The sequence below is a fragment of the Pantoea sp. genome (genome assembly GCF_032114055.1).
GTDB lineage: Bacteria > Pseudomonadota > Gammaproteobacteria > Enterobacterales > Enterobacteriaceae > Pantoea.
In genome coordinates, this window is record NZ_DAMCTB010000005.1 from 172,295 (window position 1) to 188,651 (window position 16,357).

Genomic DNA, 16,357 nt, shown 5'->3' on the forward strand with positions numbered 1-16,357 from the left:
AACAGGTCCAACCAGTTAACCTGAGAGAGCATCATAATGCAGACCATAATAAAAGTGCGCGGCTATCATCTGGATGTTTATCAGCACGTCAACAATGCGCGCTATCTGGAGTTTCTTGAAGAGGCGCGCTGGCAATGGCTGGAAGAGGTCGAAGCATTTCACTGGTTGCTGGAGCAGAAGCTCGCTTTCGTTGTGGTCAATATCAACATCAACTACCGTCGCCCGGCCGTGCTGGGCGACGTACTGGCGATAGAGAGTGAAATTACCCAGCTAAATGGCAGGAGCGGCATCATTGCGCAGCGGGTGATGCTGGCTGGTCAGGAAACTGTCGTGGCGGATGCTGCACTGACCTTTGTCTGTATAGATTTGCGTACTCAGAAGGCCGTTGCGCTGGAAGGAGAACTGCGCGAAAGACTGATGCGCCTGATGGCCTGAGCGGAACAGGGCGACAGTTCAGAAAGCCCTGCCGCCCTGAAAGAGAGCGCTAGTTCAGGCCGCTTTTTGCTTTCATGGCGGCCATAATGCCTGTCCGATCGTTCAGGTACGCCTCTAAGCCCCTGGCTCGCAGATGACAGGCAGCACACTCACCACAGCCATCGCCTTTCACACCGTTATAGCAGGTCAGTGTTTCCTCGCGCACCAGTGAGAGCTGCTGCCAGTAGTCCGCCAGCGCCCAGGTTTCCGCTTTGTTAAGCCACATCAGCGGCGTCTCGAAACGGATATTGCGCGCCATACCCAGCGTCACCGCCTGGTTCAGAGCTTTGACAAACTCATCGCGGCAGTCAGGGTAGCCGGAAAAATCAGTTTCACAGACGCCGGTAATCACCGCTTCCGCCTCGACCTGATACGCATACACTGAGGCCAGCGTCAGGAAGAGAATATTGCGTCCGGGAACGAACGTACTGGGCAAACCATTTGCCGCAGGATCGTAAGCCGGTACCGGAATATTATCCCGCGTCAGGCTGCTGACGGCGAGTTCGTTCAGCATGGTGACATCCAGCACTTTATGCGCGCGCGCGCCCAACTTCATCGCCAGATCCTGTGCCACCGCGATCTCTTCCCGGTGGCGCTGTCCATAGTCGAAGGTAACGCAATGGACTTCATCATAAAGCTTTATAGCCTGGATCAGGCAGGTGGTGGAATCCTGTCCACCGCTGAAAACAACAACCGCGCGTTTCATGGCATTTTCCTGGTAATGAATTTTGCGCCTATGGTAATGCCTCACTGCCTTGCTGAACAGCGGCAGGAGGATCGACAGGGGGCGGGATCCAGGCGCGGCTGAAATCGAACCAGCCCAGCGTGTTCAGTTCAATGCCCTCCACGCCGGGCGGCGCATGGATCTGGTAGCGATAATTGAACAGGGGCAGCAGGATCCCATCACGCATCATCTGCTGATAGAGCTGATGCAGCATATCGCTTCGGGCCTCTCCCTCCGCCATCTGCCGGATAGCCTGCAGCTGCGCCGCCGTCTCTCTGCCCTGCGGTGCAGACCACAGGGGGCGCCAGAGCGGATCAAGCTGCAGCCAGCTGGCCAGCGTAAAGATTGGTGCATCGCCAATTAGCCGGTCGCCCATGACGATATCCGCTTCATCAGGCGGGGCGAGGGTATGCCAGTTTTTTACCGGATGAAACACCACTTTCAGGGTGCAGCCGTGCGCGGCCAGCAGCGTCACCAGCGCCTGCGCCATCTCATGCAGCTCTACCGGTAACTGATAATGCAGCGTCAGGGTTTGCGGTAAAGGAACCGGGGCGCCATCAAATTGCGGCACATCCCAGCCGGGCAGCAGCTCCCGGCTGGGGGTGATCAATCCTTCATCCAGAGGCAGACGGCTGACGATGCCGCTCTGCTGAATTAACTGAAAGAGTCTGCGCGCCTGGTCGGTGGTAAAACCCGCTCGCGGCCGGCAGACCAGGTAGCAGAAGCCGAGACTGATGCTGCTGCTGACCGGTTGCAGCGTCCTGAGTGCGGCAGGTTCGCCTATCGCAATCTGCACCGGATGACGGCAGCTGCTGCTAAGGCTGGGATCAAACAGCTGCGGCGTGATCCAGTACTCTACCGCCTGCAGCAGCGGCTGCTGCAGATGCCAGCGCACATGACTTTCAATCCTGACCAGCTCCGGGCTGAAGTGCCGCAGTCTCCAGGGGCCGCTGCCGATGGTGGGTTCTGTGGGGTGGGGCAGCAGGCACAGCAGGTGGGCGAGGCGATGGGGCAGCCAGAAATCCGGCTGACGAAGGGTGAACCGCACGGCAAGCTGATGCGGTGCATCAACGCTGGTCACCTCAGCCAGCAGCAGTCTGACACGCTTATCCTGCAACAGCTGGCGAAACTGTGCGACCAGCTGTCCGGCCTGGACGGGCTCATCGTTGTGCCATACCAGCTGCGGCCGCAGCCAGAATAACCAGTGGCAGGCCGTTTCATCGTGCTGCCAGTGATGCGCCAGATCGCCGACCGGCTCATCCTGCTCAAAGCGTGTCAGACCAGAATAGATCTGACGAACCAGATGCTGCTCAGCCCGACCGGCAATCTGGCGTGGATCGGTACTTTCCATAGACCGATAGTAGGGAATGCGCAGAACCGGCGTGTCATTCTGCCACTGCCCTCCCATCAGAGGCCGCAGCAGGTTAATCAGCCTTTCCGGTGGCAGATCCAGTAGCTGCAGGGCATCAGCCGCCTCACCGGCTTCAAGCTGCCGCTGCAGCAGTTGCTGACGTAGCTGTTCTGGCGTGCGAAGAAACAGGAGCGTCCCCTGTTTCCCGCGGCCAGGTTCGCCCTGCCAGCGAAGCCAGCCTGCATGCTGCCAGTGTGACAGCAGCGTTCGCAGGTGACGCTCGCTGCAGATGCAGTGGCGGGCCATCTCCGCCACGCAGGTCTGCTGTGTGGCACCCTGGCTCTGCTGCCACAGACGCTGAAACTGATTAAGACGGTTAAGCTGGCGCATTCTAAACCCGGAACAGTTTTTTCAAAGTATTCACTATTAGTTCCGCAATTAACAGGCAATAGTGGACTTCCTCTTTCAGCAGGAGATCAACCATGGTGCGATTAGCCGCATTCGATATGGATGGCACACTATTACTGCCGAATCATCAACCGGGGCAGCAGACGCTCGACACTCTGCAGGCGCTGCATCAGCGCGGCATTCATCTCGTGCTGGCGACGGGCCGTCATCTGCTGGAGATGCAGGTGTTAAGTAAAAAAATGGCGCTGCCCGCGTGGCTGATTACCGGCAACGGCACCCGCATCCATGATCCGTCCGGTCAGTTGATTGCTGCGCAGGATCTGCCCGCTGCCGTAGCGGAAGCGGTGATCCACGGTCACTGGAAGTCGTCCGCCTCTCTGCATGTTTTCAACGACCAGGGCTGGTTAACCGACCGCCCGCGACCTGAACTGCTTAATGCCCATCAGATGAGCGGATTCCGCTATCAGCTCTGCGATTTGAAAGCACTGCCCGCGCATCAGGTGACCAAAATCTGTTTTATCGACGAGCACTCGCGCCTGCGTGCGCTGAAAACTGAGCTGGATGCGGCGCTGGGCGATCAGGCCGATATCTGTTTTTCTGCCGTGAATTGCCTGGAGGTGCTGCCCGCAGGCTGTAACAAAGGCAGTGCCCTGAGTCAGCTGTGCGGACACCTGTCGCTGACAATGGCGGCGTGTATGGCGTTTGGTGATGCGATGAACGATCGCGAGATGCTGGCGCAGGCCGGACAGGGTTTTATCATGGGCAATGCGATGGCGCAGCTGAAAGCCGCGCTGCCGCATCTGCCGGTAATAGGCCATTGCGAGACACAGGCGGTGTCTCATTACTTAAATCACTGGCTGGCAACACCCCACCTCGCGTATTCCCCCGACTGCTGAGGTTTGCCGTGTACCGGACAGGATGTCCGGTTTTTTACGCCAGCTCGCGCTGCCAGGCGGTGATATCACCAATATGTTTTGCGACCCATTCTGGCTGATAGTAGCTGTCGGGATAGCGCTCGCCGCTGTCGCACAGCAGCGTGACCAGCGATCCCTGCTGATTCGCGGCCCGTAAACGTTTTGCCACCTGCAGCATGCCCCAGAAGTTGGTGCCGGTTGAGGCACCGGGTTTGCGTCCCAGAATGCTCTCCAGCTTCAGCATCGCGGCCAGCGTCGCACCATCCGGTACTTTCAGCATTTCATCGATCACGTCCGGCATAAATGACGGTTCTACCCGGGGACGGCCAATGCCCTCGATCAGGCTGCCGCGCGTGCTGGTCAGCGTGGCATCACGCTGCTGCCAGTAATCGAAAAAGACCGAATGTTGTGGATCGACCACCAGCAGTTTCGTCTCCAGTCCCTGATAGCGGATATAGCGGCCCAGCGTTGCCGAGGTGCCACCGGTGCCAGCACTCATAATGACCGTATGCGGAATCGGATGGGGTTCATGCTGCATCTGGCGGAAAATGCTTTCTGCAATATTGTTATTGCCGCGCCAGTCGGTAGCGCGTTCCGCGTAGGTGAACTGGTCCATAAAGTGGCCATTTAGCTCGCGCGCCAGCCGCTCAGACTCTGCATAGAGCTGGCAGGGATCCTCCACAAAATGGCACTGACCGCCATAAAAGGTGATTTGCTCAATTTTTCGTCTGGCTGTGCTGGCAGGCATCACCGCAATAAAGGGCAGTCCCAGCAGCCTTGCGAAATACGCCTCAGAAACGGCAGTGCTGCCTGACGAGGCTTCGATAATCGGCGTATTTTGTTTAATCCAGCCGTTGGAGAGGCCGTAGAGAAACAGCGAGCGGGCCAGCCGATGCTTAAGGCTGCCGCTGGGATGGGTGCTCTCATCTTTCAGGTAAAACCAGATGCCGGGGAAGTCCGCCAGCTCGAAACGGATCAGATGGGTTTCCGCCGAACGTTGAAAGTCAGCGTTAATTTCGTTGATAGCGTGGCGAATCCAGCAGGTGTGCATCTCAGGCGTCCGGTAAAAAATAACAGGGCTATTTTATGGCACGTGCAGGAAAAAGAGATTGCATAATTACCGCTAAAATCGCACCAGTGGAGAAAATGATTCTCTCGGAGCCGCAAATGTTAGATAAAACTGACCTGAAATTACTGGCACTGCTGCAGCAGGACTGTACGCTGTCACTGCAATCGCTGGCGGAGGCCGTCAACCTTACCACCACCCCCTGCTGGAAGCGCCTGAAAAAGCTCGAAGATGATGGCATTATTCGCGCGCGCGTGGCGTTGCTGGACGGGGATAAAATCGGACTGTCACTGACAGCCTTTATGTTTGTTAAAACCCAGCAGCATAGCCGGGAGTGGTATCAGACCTTTGTTTCGGTTGTCAGCGTCATGCCCGAGGTGATGGCCTTTTACCGGATGGCAGGGGAGTATGACTACCTGCTGCGGATCCAGGTGGCCGATATGAAGAGCTATGATGCCTTCTACAAACGACTGGTGAAGGGTGTGCCTGGCCTGATTGACGTTACCTCCAGCTTTGCTATGGAAGAGATTAAATACACCACGGCCTTACCTGTTGCCCTCTGAGGGCCCGAGATTGAGAACAGCGTTGTGCGATTATTCAGTCAATTGAGTTGGTATTTTCTGCGGGAGTGGCGGCGCTATCTGGGTGCGGTCATCCTGCTGATCGTGATTGCGATCCTGCAGCTTCTGCCGCCGCATGTGGTCGGCGTGGTGGTGGATGGCGTAACGCGTGACAATATGAGCACCGGCCGCATCATGATGTGGATCGGGATCATGCTGGCGACAGCCGTGGTGGTCTATCTGCTGCGCTATGTCTGGCGCGTGCTGCTGTTCGGCGCCTCCTATCAGCTGGCGGTTGAGCTGCGCGAAAATTTTTATCGCCAGCTGAGCCGCCAGCAACCGGCTTTCTATCTGCGTCATCGCACCGGCGATCTGATCGCCCGCGCGACGAATGATGTGGATCGGGTGGTGTTTGCCGCCGGAGAGGGCGTTCTGACACTGGTCGACTCGCTGGTGATGGGCTGCGTAGTGCTGCTGGTCATGAGCACGCAGATTAGCTGGCAACTGACGCTGCTTGCGCTGGTACCCATGCCGATCATGGCACTCGTAATTCATCGCTACGGCAATCAGCTGCATCACCGCTTTAAGCTGGCTCAGGCCGCTTTTTCCAGCCTTAACGATCAGACGCAGGAGAGTCTGACCAGTATCCGGATGATAAAAGCTTTCGGGCTTGAGCAGCATCAGTCGCAGCAGTTCTCCGATATCGCCCGCGATACCGGGGAAAAAAACCTGCGCGTAGCGCGGGTCGATGCCCGTTTCGATCCGACGATCTATATCGCGATCGGCTTCTCTAACCTGCTGGCGATTGGCGGTGGCAGCTGGCTGGTGTGGCACGATCAGATGACGCTGGGCCAGCTCACCAGCTTTGTGATGTACCTGGGCCTGATGATCTGGCCGATGCTGGCACTGGCGTGGATGTTTAATATTGTCGAGCGCGGCAGCGCGGCCTGGAGCCGCATCAGCGCGCTGCTGGCGGAGGCGCCGGCTGTAGAAGATGGCGACACCACTCTGCCAGCCGAACCCGGCACGCTGCAGGTTGCGATTCGCGCCTTTGACTATCCGGCCAGCGCCGGTCCGGTGCTGAGCGACGTCAGCTTCCAGCTGAAACCGGGCGAGATGCTGGGGCTATGCGGCCCGACCGGCAGTGGCAAAAGTACCCTGCTGAGCCTGATTCAGCGCCACTTCGATATTCAGCAGGGTGACATTCGCTATCACCAGATCCCGCTGCCGCAGCTGCGGCTGGACAGCTGGCGCAGCCGTCTGGCGGTCGTGAGCCAGACGCCGTTTCTTTTCTCCGACAGCGTGGCAAACAACATTGCGCTGGGGAAACCGGATGCCACCCGCGAGGAGATCGAACGGGCCGCTACGCTGGCCTGCGTTCATGACGATATTCTGCGTCTGCCGCAGGGCTATGAAACCGAGGTCGGTGAGCGGGGTGTAATGCTGTCGGGTGGGCAGAAGCAGCGCCTGTCGATCGCCCGCGCACTGCTGCTGAATGCCGAAATCCTGATTCTGGACGATGCGCTTTCGGCAGTGGATGGCCGGACCGAACACGAAATCCTGCATAACCTGCGCATCTGGGGGCAGGGTCGCACGCTGATTATCAGCGCCCACCGCCTGTCGGCCCTCACGGAAGCCAGCGAGATTCTGGTGCTGCAGCAGGGCCGTGTGGCGCAGCGTGGCGACCACGACGCGCTGACCAGCCAGGCGGGCTGGTATCGCGATATGTACCGCTACCAGCAGCTGGAAGCCGCGCTGGATGATGATGAAAATGAAAAAGGAGTGCCGCATGGCTAAGTCCGCACGCGTGTGGCCGACCCTGAAGCGTTTGCTCAGCTACGGCAGCCCCTGGCGTAAGTCGCTGTCGCTGGCCGTCGGGATGCTGTGGATCGCCGCCGCAGCCGAAGTGACCGGACCGGTGCTGGTCAGCTACTTTATTGATAACCTGGTGGCAAAACGTCAGATGCCCTGGGGGCTGGTCGCGGGGCTGGTGGCTGGTTTTATTCTGCTTCAGCTGCTGGCCGCCATGCTGCATTACTGGCAGGCGCTGCTGTTTAACCGCGCCGCCATCGGCGTGGTGCAGCGATTACGCAGTGATGTGATGAACGCGGCGCTCTGTCAGCCGCTGAGCGCCTTTGATACCCAGCCGGTCGGGCAGATTATTTCGCGCGTCACCAACGACACCGAAGTGATCCGCGATCTCTATGTCACCGTGGTCTCCACCGTACTGCGCAGTGCGGCGCTGGTCGGTGCCATGATGGTGGCGATGTTCAGCCTTGACTGGCGCATGGCGCTGGTGGCGATGATGATATTCCCGCTGGTATTCATGGTGATGTTTATCTATCAGCGCTATAGCACACCGATTGCCCGCCGGGTCCGCAGTTATCTGGCTGACATCAACAACGGGTTTAACGAAGTCATCAGCGGCATGAGTGTGATCCAGCAGTTCCGTCAGCAGGCCAGATTTGGTGAGCGAATGGGCGAAGCGAGCCGTTCTCACTATCTGGCGCGTATGGAAACGCTGCGTCTCGATGGCTTTCTGCTGCGTCCGTTGCTGAGCCTGTTCTCCGCCATGGTGTTGTGCGGGCTGCTGATCCTGTTCAGCTTCTCCGTGCCTGGCGTGTTTGAGGTCGGTGTACTTTACGCTTTCATTACCTATCTGGGCCGGCTGAATGAGCCGCTGATTGAGCTGACCACGCAGCAGTCGATGCTGCAGCAGGCGGTGGTTTCTGGTGAGCGAATCTTTGAGCTGATGGATGCGGCCCAGCAGCAGTATGGTGCCGACCAGCAGCCTCTGGCGTCCGGTCGCATTACGCTGAACCAGCTGAGCTTTGCCTACCGTGAAAACCGCAACGTGCTGAGCGACATCAATCTGGAGGTCGCACCGCGTGAATTTGTGGCGCTGGTGGGGCATACCGGCAGCGGCAAAAGCACCCTGGCGAACCTGCTGATGGGCTATTACCCGGTGACGCCCGGCGCCATCCGGATTGACGATCGGCCCATCGGCGATCTGAGCCACGCCGTGCTGCGTCACGGTATCGCGATGGTGCAGCAGGATCCGGTGGTGCTCGCCGATACGCTGCTGGCAAACGTGCGGCTGGGGCGTGACATCAGCGAAGAGACGGTCTGGCAGGTGCTGGAGCAGGTGCAACTGGCTCCGCTGGCGCATGCGCTGCCGCAGGGGATTCATACCCGTCTGGGCGAGCAGGGCAACAACCTGTCGGTGGGCCAGAAGCAGTTACTGGCGCTGGCCAGGGTGCTGGTCGACCTGCCGCAGATCCTGATCCTGGATGAGGCGACGGCCAATATTGACTCCGGCACGGAGCAGGCCATTCAGCAGACGCTGACGAGGCTGCGCCAGCACAGCACGCTGGTGGTGATTGCGCACCGTCTCTCGACGATTATCGACGCAGATAAGATTCTGGTGCTGCATCGCGGTCACGTTGTGGAGCAGGGCACCCATCAGCAACTACTGGCAATGCAGGGGCGTTACTGGCAGATGTATCAGCTTCAGCAGGCGGGTGATGAACTGGCGTCGGGCGCGACGGCGACAGTGGAAAGCTAAGTTGCACCTTTTTTGCGCACCTTTATCAGAATAATCTGTATAAATGCACTCCTTTGACGCCTGAAGCACCAAAGGAGTGCACTCTGCGACTGTGATCCCCGTCATACTGCGCGCCTGTTCAGGCAACACACCAACCCACCCCTTGCCGCGTCTCATCCGAATCACTGATTTGTGCCGGTTTTACACTCTGGCACAGGCTTTGCTTATATCCCTGCGTGTCCGTAAACGTTACCTATTTACTCGCTGGAGGGGATCCAATGAAGCTGGTTACCGTCGTAATTAAGCCATTCAAGCTGGAGGATGTGCGTGAAGCTTTATCCTCTATCGGCATTCAGGGGCTGACCGTCTCCGAAGTGAAAGGATTTGGTCGTCAGAAGGGCCATGCGGAGCTTTATCGCGGCGCAGAGTACAGCGTGAACTTTCTGCCCAAGGTCAAGATTGATATCGCCATTGCCGACGATCAGTTAGACGAAGTGGTGGATGTTATCAGCAAAGCCGCATACACCGGCAAAATTGGCGACGGTAAAATTTTCGTGGCTGAACTGCAGCGCGTTATCCGTATTCGTACCGGCGAAACCGACGAAGCCGCTCTGTAATTACGACTCAGTACTGTGATGGGATGGGATAAAAATGAATAAAATGTTAGCGAAGTTGGGCCTCACCAGCCTGGCACTGTTACCCTCACTCGCGATGGCCGCCCCTGCCGTTGCGGACAAGGCTGATAACGCATTTATGATGATTTGCACCGCACTGGTGCTGTTTATGTCAATTCCAGGTATTGCACTCTTTTATGGCGGTCTGATTCGCGGCAAAAACGTGCTGTCGATGCTGACACAGGTGTCGGTCACCTTCTCACTGGTCTGCGTACTGTGGGTGGTTTACGGCTACTCGCTGGCCTTCAGCGAAGGCAACGCCTTTTTCGGCGGCTTTGGCTGGGCGATGCTGAAAAACATTCAGCTCACCGCCGTTATGGGCAGTTTCTATCAGTACATCCACGTGGCGTTCCAGGCCTCCTTTGCCTGTATCACTGTGGGACTGATTGTCGGTGCCATTGCCGAGCGTATCCGCTTCTCTGCTGTCCTGATCTTTGTCGGTGTCTGGCTGACGCTCTCTTATCTGCCAATCGCACACATGGTCTGGGGAGGCGGCTTCCTGGCTCAGGATGGCGCGCTGGACTTTGCTGGCGGTACCGTTGTACACATTAACGCCGCGGTAGCAGGCCTGGTGGGCGCTTACCTGGTAGGCAAACGTGCCGGTTTTGGTAAAGAAGCCTTTAAACCCCATAACCTGCCGATGGTCTTTATCGGAACGGCCATTCTCTATGTCGGCTGGTTCGGCTTCAACGCCGGTTCCGCGTCTGCAGCGAATGAAATCGCGGCACTGGCCTTCCTGAATACTGTTGTTGCGACCGCAGGTGCCGTGCTGTCATGGACCTTCGGCGAGTGGGCTGTGCGCGGTAAACCTTCTCTGCTGGGCGCCTGTTCAGGCTTTATTGCCGGACTGGTTGCAATTACCCCTGCCTGTGGTTACGTCGGCGTGGGCGGCGCGTTAATCATCGGCCTGGCCGGTGGTCTGGCAGGGTTGTGGGGTGTAACTACCCTGAAAAAATGGCTGCGCGTGGACGATCCCTGCGATGTGTTCGGCGTGCATGGCGTGTGCGGTATCGTGGGCTGTATCCTGACCGGTGTGTTCGCCTCCACTTCACTGGGCGGTGTGGGTTATGCACAAGGCGTGACCATGGGCCATCAGGTATGGGTGCAAATCTTCAGTGTGGGCGTAACCGTTGTCTGGTCCGGTGTCGTTGCCTTTATCGGCTTCAAGCTGGCCGATATGATTGTTGGTCTGCGCGTGCCGGAAGAGCATGAACGTGAAGGTCTGGATGTGAACAGCCACGGCGAGAACGCTTACAACCAGTAATCGCCGGGCAGTAAAAAGAATCGGGGGCGAGCAATCGCCCCTTTTTTATTCGCTGCGCTGCCGCATCACGCCTTCCTGAACGGTAGATGCCACCAGCACACCCTGCTGATTATAAAACTCACCCCGGACAAAGCCACGTGCCCCGGAGGCGGAAGTACTGACCACGCTGTATAGCAGCCATTCGGTGAAGTCGAACGGGCGATGGAACCACATAGAGTGGTCGATCGTCGCGACCTGCATATCCGGCTCTAAAAAACCTTTGCCGTGCGGCTGCAGGGCAACCGGCAGGAAATTAAGATCTGAGGCATAGCCGAGCAGGTACTGATGGATACGCAGGTCGTCAGGCAGTGGCCCGGTGGCCCGGATCCAGACCTGACGCTCAGGCTTATCCACATGTCCCCGCAGTGGGTTATGGATCTGCACCGGACGGATCTCCAGCGGGCGTTCGGCAATAAATTTTTCACGCAGCTTTTCGGGCAGCAGATGAGCCATCTTCTGCGCCATCGCCTGCTCGGTTAACAGATTCCCGGGGCCCGTGACCTGCGGCATCGGATTCTGATGTTCAAACCCCTGCTCCGGTGACTGGAAGGAGGCGGTCATATAGAAAATCGGTTGTCCGTTCTGAATAGCACTGACCCTGCGGGCACTGAAGCTTTTGCCATCGCGCAGTGTTTCAACATCGTAAATAATCGCTTTCTGACTGTCGCCAGGCCGCAAAAAGTAACTGTGAAAAGAGTGAACGGTGCGATCTTCTGCGACGGTCTGCTTTGCAGCATACAGCGCCTGACCCACTACCTGACCGCCAAAGACCTGGCGCAGACCCAGATCTTCGCTCTGGCCGCGATATAAACCCTCTTCCAGTTTTTCCAGATTCAATAAATTCAGCAGATTCTGCAGTGCCTGACTCATGGCGCATTCCTCAATGTAGTAACCTGCTCAGTGTGAAAGATCGGACCAGTTAACGTCAATCAGACTTTCAGCTTTACCTGTGCCAGGCAAAATCTCATTTTTGTGCCAACATTAAGGACATACGGCGAGTGAAGCGCTGTAAGCAGGATTCGCTGCCGATAATCATTTTGATCAAATGGAGACGACATCAATGAAACTCAGGCATGTGTTCAGTGGAGTAGTTATGGCGGTTGCTGTTGCGGGATGCGCCGATAAAAGTAAACCTGTGCCAACGCCGACGCTGGGGTCTGCCGTGGCGGGTCAGACGACGGCGATTGCCCAGCCCAACGTCAGTGGCTCAATCTATATTCGCCAGCGCATTGCGCTGCCGCCGGATGCCGTATTAACCGTGACGCTGTCTGATGCGTCAATGGCCGATGCGCCGTCAAAAGTACTGTCACAGCGGGTTGTGCGCACCGAGGGCAAACAGGCGCCGTTCCAGTTCGTTCTGCCGTTTAACCCGGCCGACATTCAGCCCAACGCCCGTATTCTGTTAAGCGCGGCGATTGCCATCGATGGCAAGCTGGCCTTTGTGACCGAAGGCGTGAAGCCGGTGATCAATCAGGGTGGCACCAAAGCTGAGCTGATGCTGGTTCCGGTTCCGTCTATGGCGATGCCGACTCAGCCAGGCGCGGCGACCACCGTGCCTTCGACCTCACCGACGATGGTGACACCATCCGCTGCGGTTCCGGCACCCACCCACATTTAAGCTTTTTTCGGGGCGACGCTGTCGCCCTTTTACTGTCTAAAATTGCCAGCGCCAGCTGGCCAGATCAAGCTGCCCATCATCACTTATCTCAATCCCCTCTGATGCCAGTGCATCCCGCTGACGCAGGAGACGCTCTCCCTGTAGCGAAAGCGTGCCATGCCGGTTGACGACACGATGCCAGGGCAGTGTGGTGTCTGCAGGCAGGCGGCTCAGCACGCCGCCGACCTGTCGTGCCGCGCGTGGCGAACCGGCCAGCAGAGCAACATCGCCATAAGTGGCAACGCGACCATACGGAATTGCGGCAACAATCTGCCAGATGCGGTGCTGGAAAGTGTCAGGCTGATCCATCTGTTTATTTCATCAGGAAAAAGGACCTCAATTTTAGCATGGGATAGGGCGGCTGAACGCTTTGTGGTGCGGGTTGTTCAAGAAAACAACGGTTGCCCCGACTACGCTTGCAATTGCCCCCTCCTTCCCAGATAATGCCCCCGCTCTCGTAAAGAGGGCTTGTCAATGGGGGCCCTGTTGGTTCTCCCGCAATGCTAGCTTGTGAACTCGGTCAGATCCGGAAGGAAGCAGCCGCAGCAGGTGACGCGTGTGCCGGGATGTAGCTGGCAGGGCCCCCACCATTTATCCCTTCAGAAATCCTCCCGAACGTCAGACAGGCAAAACCCGCCCGGGCCGATCCTTTGCCGGCAGGCAGGAATGTCTGGTACTAAACAGGGGGTAAAAATCAGCAATAAACGATTAGATTAACGGACAAATTTCCATACTGAACCGGGGACTTTATCGTAAAGCTTGTTCATCGTCAGTTCCGCCAGACGATGGTCAGCCGCTGAATAGAATATGGCTAATTCCTCATCTGATAATTCATACTTATTTTTTTCAATCACCCTTTCCAGGGTATCCAGTGAGCGACAGCGCCGCAGTCGCATCAAATAATCGGTTTTTGTCAGGGTTTTGTTCATAATTAAACCGTTCTCATCTCAGTACTATAACGAATGGCTCGGCTGCTGGAGAAAAGCGCACTCTTCAGTGAACAGATTAAATAAGCGTTTCGCTGAACGTCGCCACCGCTGAAGATCCGGACCTGTGACACTATAGTTGCTGAATAGCATAAAAGTATCGTCAAGATATTCATCGATTTGCGAAATCAGCGCTTCATCTTCAACGTGCTTGATTTTGTAATTCATGGTGAAAGAGGCGATATGCTCAATCAAATCATTAAGCTGCAAATTGCTTTCGGAAGTAGGATCATTTACCCAGCCATGATGACTGTCAGTTAATGATGCCATACTCTCGTCAAACAGACTCTCACACAGGTATTTAAGCTGCGCAATATCATGCCGTTTCGGTGAGTATTCGTCCATCTTTTTCCCCTCCATAGCTAGCACAGTTGCCGCAGGGCGGCGCGATAGGATAACGCGGCCAGGAAGCGATTATCGGGGCAGTTATTAAACGGGACATCCTAAAGATAGTGTAAAACCATTAGTTCTGCTCACCTCCATTACCAAATATTACAATTCATCGCCAGGGGAGGGTTGCTGATTGTCGATGACATCAAACTCAAGTGCGCCGGGCCTGATGTGAAAGTTTACCTGTTCCGACTGGGTCACTGTTTCATTCAGATCCTGACAGGGGCTAAATAAATTCCAGTCAAAATCGTAAAGTAATTTAAAACTATTCAGAGCCCGATATTCAACAGAAATAATTTTTAAACTACCTGGAACGAACCGGGCATTTTGTGAATACCAGCGTAAATCGCCTACCAGGAGAACGGTTATTTTGAGAATATTCCGCTGAACAACTTCAGCTATTTTTGCGCAGTCCGTTTCGCCTGCGGCAATATTACATTCAATGCGTGACAGCATATCCAGTCCACTTAAGACTATTAATAACCTATCATTGGTTTTCTGCAACGGGTTTGCAAGTCTGCGAAGCACAAAAGCGTCAGTTCAGAAACAGGGTGAGCGTGACTGCACACGTTTCTTCTGTTCAGGCCCGTCTGCCACTCCCCGCCTGTTTATCTTTTGATACACATTCTCCCGTTTGACCACGCACAACATCAGGTATGCTTATTGTTATGTTATAACATATTGGTGAACTGATGCGTCAGAGCGGATTACTTATGTCACTGGGCGGGCGGCTGGCTGTTGCACTGCTGATTATTGCGCTGCTTGCCGTGGCGATGAAATGGGGGATTAGCGCATGATCCGGTTTGATTCGCTGCGGGCGGGCTACCAGGGTGAGGCCGTTACCCCGGCCCTGAACGGCCAGCTCACTGCAGGCTCAATGACCGCTCTGGTCGGTGCGAACGGCAGCGGCAAATCGACGCTGCTTAAGACGATTGCGGGTCTGTTGCCCCCGATAGCCGGACGCTGCGAACTGCAGATTGCGCGGCGGGATGTCGGCTGGTTACCGCAGCGTACCGAACTGGAAACCCGTTTTCCCCTGACCGTCTTTGAACTGGTCTCAATGGGCTGCTGGCCTCGCTGCGGCTGGTTCGGCGGTATTAACCGGATGCTGCGCCGGGAAATCTGGCAGGTACTCGAGGCGGTACAGATGCATGATTTTGCCACTGCCCAGCCTGCAACCCTGTCAGGCGGCCAGCTTCAGCGCGTACTGTTTGCCCGGCTGATGCTGCAGCGCAGCGCGCTCTGGCTGCTGGATGAGCCATTTAACGGCATCGACAGCCAGACGGTAACACTCTTGATGTCGATCCTGGAGGAGGAGCAGCGGGCGGGGACTACGCTGCTGGTGGTTCTGCACGATCGTCCGCTGGTGGCCCGCTATTTCAGCCGCGTACTCTCAATGGATGAAGGCGATAGTGCGCGCTGTTCACCGTTATCTGCGGCGTGGAGTGTGGAGCCGTGACCCTGATACAGCCTTTTATTGAGTTCGGTTTTATGCGACGCGCGCTGGTCGCCTGCCTGGCACTGGCTGTCAGCGCCACCCCGCTCGGCGTATTTCTTTCGTTGCGCCGTATGAGTCTGATCGGCGACGCGTTATCCCACGCGGTGCTGCCAGGGGCCGCCATCGGTTATCTGATCTCTGGCCTGTCACTGGTTGCCATGGGCGTGGGAGGGCTGATCGCCGGTTTAGCCGTGGCGTTGCTCTCTGGCGCCGTGAGCCGCTATACACCGCTGAAAGAGGATGCCAGCTTTGCCGGATTTTATCTGGGTTCACTGGCACTGGGCGTGACGCTGGTTTCCCTGCGAGGCTCAGGCGTGGATCTGCTGCATGTGCTGTTTGGTTCGCTGCTGGCAGTGGATAACGCGGCCCTGCTGCTGGTCGCTGGCATCGCGGCGTTTACGCTGATTATGCTGGCTGTCATCTATCGGCCGCTGGTGATTGATGCGTTTGACAGTGACTTCCTGCGGGCACAGGGAAAATGGAGCGCCCCGCTGGTTCATGGTCTGTTTTTAATGCTGGTGGTCCTGAATCTGGTGGCCGGTTTTCAGGTGCTGGGCACCCTGATGTCGGTGGGATTAATGATGCTGCCCGCCGCCAGTGCACGTTTCTGGAGCCGTCATCTGGCGGCCATGCTGCTTATTGCGATGGTGATCGCCATGGTATCGGCGCTGGTGGGCCTGATGCTCTCCTGGCACTTCTCCCTGCCAGCCGGACCCGCAGTGGTGCTGAGCGCCGCCATGCTCTTCTTTCTTTCCATTCTGACAGGGCCGTGCGGCGGAATTTTACGCCGCCATTAAATCTAAGAGGA

The 16,357-nt window shown here is 56.8% G+C and carries 18 protein-coding genes and 1 other RNA gene; 11 read left to right on the forward strand and 8 right to left on the reverse strand.

Annotated elements, in window-relative coordinates; translation table 11 throughout:
- The first annotated feature begins 36 nt into the window (after positions 1 to 36).
- Positions 37 to 435, forward strand: a complete 399-nt coding sequence (locus RT657_RS10770; RefSeq protein ID WP_313654425.1) for a YbgC/FadM family acyl-CoA thioesterase — start codon at positions 37 to 39, stop codon at positions 433 to 435.
- 49 nt (positions 436 to 484) lie between these two features.
- Here the strand turns inward: RT657_RS10770 and queC are convergent, their stop codons facing one another.
- Both queC and RT657_RS10780 read right to left on the reverse strand, forming a co-directional pair.
- Positions 485 to 1,180, reverse strand: a complete 696-nt coding sequence (gene queC, locus RT657_RS10775) for a 7-cyano-7-deazaguanine synthase QueC (protein WP_313654427.1) — start codon at positions 1,178 to 1,180, stop codon at positions 485 to 487.
- 28 nt (positions 1,181 to 1,208) lie between these two features.
- Positions 1,209 to 2,939, reverse strand: coding sequence for an SgrR family transcriptional regulator (locus RT657_RS10780; RefSeq protein ID WP_313654429.1), 1,731 nt, complete (start codon positions 2,937 to 2,939; stop codon positions 1,209 to 1,211).
- 92 nt (positions 2,940 to 3,031) lie between these two features.
- On the opposite strand from RT657_RS10780, the gene cof reads away from it, so the two are divergent.
- Positions 3,032 to 3,853, forward strand: a complete 822-nt coding sequence (cof, locus tag RT657_RS10785) for an HMP-PP phosphatase (RefSeq protein ID WP_313654430.1) — start codon at positions 3,032 to 3,034, stop codon at positions 3,851 to 3,853.
- A 34-nt stretch (positions 3,854 to 3,887) separates the two neighbouring features.
- Here cof and RT657_RS10790 read toward each other — a convergent pair whose 3' ends face one another.
- The gene (locus tag RT657_RS10790; protein WP_313654433.1) at positions 3,888 to 4,922 is read right to left on the reverse strand and encodes a PLP-dependent cysteine synthase family protein; all 1,035 of its coding nucleotides are present in this window, start codon (positions 4,920 to 4,922) and stop codon (positions 3,888 to 3,890) included.
- Between the two features lie 116 nt (positions 4,923 to 5,038).
- Here RT657_RS10790 and RT657_RS10795 point away from each other — a divergent pair, with 116 nt between their 5' ends.
- The 5 genes from RT657_RS10795 to amtB all read left to right on the forward strand — a co-directional run bounded on the left by RT657_RS10795 (position 5,039) and on the right by amtB (position 10,979).
- Positions 5,039 to 5,500 (forward strand): Lrp/AsnC family transcriptional regulator, encoded by a 462-nt coding sequence (locus RT657_RS10795; RefSeq protein ID WP_313654434.1) that lies wholly within the window; start codon positions 5,039 to 5,041, stop codon positions 5,498 to 5,500.
- A gap of 24 nt (positions 5,501 to 5,524) precedes the next feature.
- The gene (locus RT657_RS10800; RefSeq protein ID WP_313654436.1) at positions 5,525 to 7,294 is read left to right on the forward strand and encodes a SmdA family multidrug ABC transporter permease/ATP-binding protein; all 1,770 of its coding nucleotides are present in this window, start codon (positions 5,525 to 5,527) and stop codon (positions 7,292 to 7,294) included.
- Positions 7,287 to 9,062: a SmdB family multidrug efflux ABC transporter permease/ATP-binding protein gene (locus RT657_RS10805; RefSeq protein WP_313654437.1), complete on the forward strand. Its 1,776-nt coding sequence runs from the start codon at positions 7,287 to 7,289 to the stop codon at positions 9,060 to 9,062. Before RT657_RS10800 ends, RT657_RS10805 begins: the two co-directional genes overlap by 8 nt.
- A gap of 257 nt (positions 9,063 to 9,319) precedes the next feature.
- Positions 9,320 to 9,658: a P-II family nitrogen regulator gene (gene glnK / locus RT657_RS10810; protein WP_003850469.1), complete on the forward strand. Its 339-nt coding sequence runs from the start codon at positions 9,320 to 9,322 to the stop codon at positions 9,656 to 9,658.
- 34 nt (positions 9,659 to 9,692) lie between these two features.
- Positions 9,693 to 10,979, forward strand: coding sequence for an ammonium transporter AmtB (gene amtB, locus RT657_RS10815; RefSeq protein WP_313654439.1), 1,287 nt, complete (start codon positions 9,693 to 9,695; stop codon positions 10,977 to 10,979).
- Between the two features lie 45 nt (positions 10,980 to 11,024).
- Here the strand turns inward: amtB and tesB are convergent, their stop codons facing one another.
- Positions 11,025 to 11,888, reverse strand: coding sequence for an acyl-CoA thioesterase II (gene tesB / locus RT657_RS10820; protein WP_313654441.1), 864 nt, complete (start codon positions 11,886 to 11,888; stop codon positions 11,025 to 11,027).
- A gap of 190 nt (positions 11,889 to 12,078) precedes the next feature.
- Between tesB and RT657_RS10825 the strand changes: the two genes are divergently transcribed.
- On the forward strand, positions 12,079 to 12,636 hold the full coding sequence (locus RT657_RS10825) for a YbaY family lipoprotein (RefSeq protein ID WP_313654443.1): 558 nt from the start codon (positions 12,079 to 12,081) through the stop codon (positions 12,634 to 12,636).
- Between the two features lie 36 nt (positions 12,637 to 12,672).
- Here RT657_RS10825 and RT657_RS10830 read toward each other — a convergent pair whose 3' ends face one another.
- Positions 12,673 to 12,984, reverse strand: coding sequence for an MGMT family protein (locus RT657_RS10830; RefSeq protein ID WP_313654444.1), 312 nt, complete (start codon positions 12,982 to 12,984; stop codon positions 12,673 to 12,675).
- A 175-nt stretch (positions 12,985 to 13,159) separates the two neighbouring features.
- Here RT657_RS10830 and ffs point away from each other — a divergent pair.
- Positions 13,160 to 13,256: signal recognition particle sRNA small type (gene ffs, locus RT657_RS10835), an RNA gene on the forward strand.
- Between the two features lie 132 nt (positions 13,257 to 13,388).
- On the opposite strand, the gene RT657_RS10840 is transcribed toward ffs, so the two are convergent.
- The 3 genes from RT657_RS10840 to RT657_RS10850 all read right to left on the reverse strand — a co-directional run bounded on the left by RT657_RS10840 (position 13,389) and on the right by RT657_RS10850 (position 14,507).
- Positions 13,389 to 13,607, reverse strand: coding sequence for an HHA domain-containing protein (locus RT657_RS10840; protein ID WP_313654647.1), 219 nt, complete (start codon positions 13,605 to 13,607; stop codon positions 13,389 to 13,391).
- Positions 13,608 to 13,628: 21 nt separating this feature from the next.
- Entirely contained in the window at positions 13,629 to 14,006 is a 378-nt protein-coding gene (gene tomB, locus RT657_RS10845) for an Hha toxicity modulator TomB (protein WP_313654445.1), read from the reverse strand.
- 147 nt (positions 14,007 to 14,153) lie between these two features.
- Positions 14,154 to 14,507, reverse strand: a complete 354-nt coding sequence (locus tag RT657_RS10850) for a hypothetical protein (protein ID WP_313654446.1) — start codon at positions 14,505 to 14,507, stop codon at positions 14,154 to 14,156.
- Positions 14,508 to 14,844: 337 nt separating this feature from the next.
- Here RT657_RS10850 and RT657_RS10855 point away from each other — a divergent pair, with 337 nt between their 5' ends.
- Positions 14,845 to 15,510: a metal ABC transporter ATP-binding protein gene (locus RT657_RS10855; RefSeq protein WP_313654447.1), complete on the forward strand. Its 666-nt coding sequence runs from the start codon at positions 14,845 to 14,847 to the stop codon at positions 15,508 to 15,510.
- Entirely contained in the window at positions 15,507 to 16,346 is an 840-nt protein-coding gene (locus tag RT657_RS10860; protein WP_313654449.1) for a metal ABC transporter permease, read from the forward strand. Before RT657_RS10855 ends, RT657_RS10860 begins: the two co-directional genes overlap by 4 nt.
- The last annotated feature ends 11 nt before the right edge of the window (positions 16,347 to 16,357 follow it).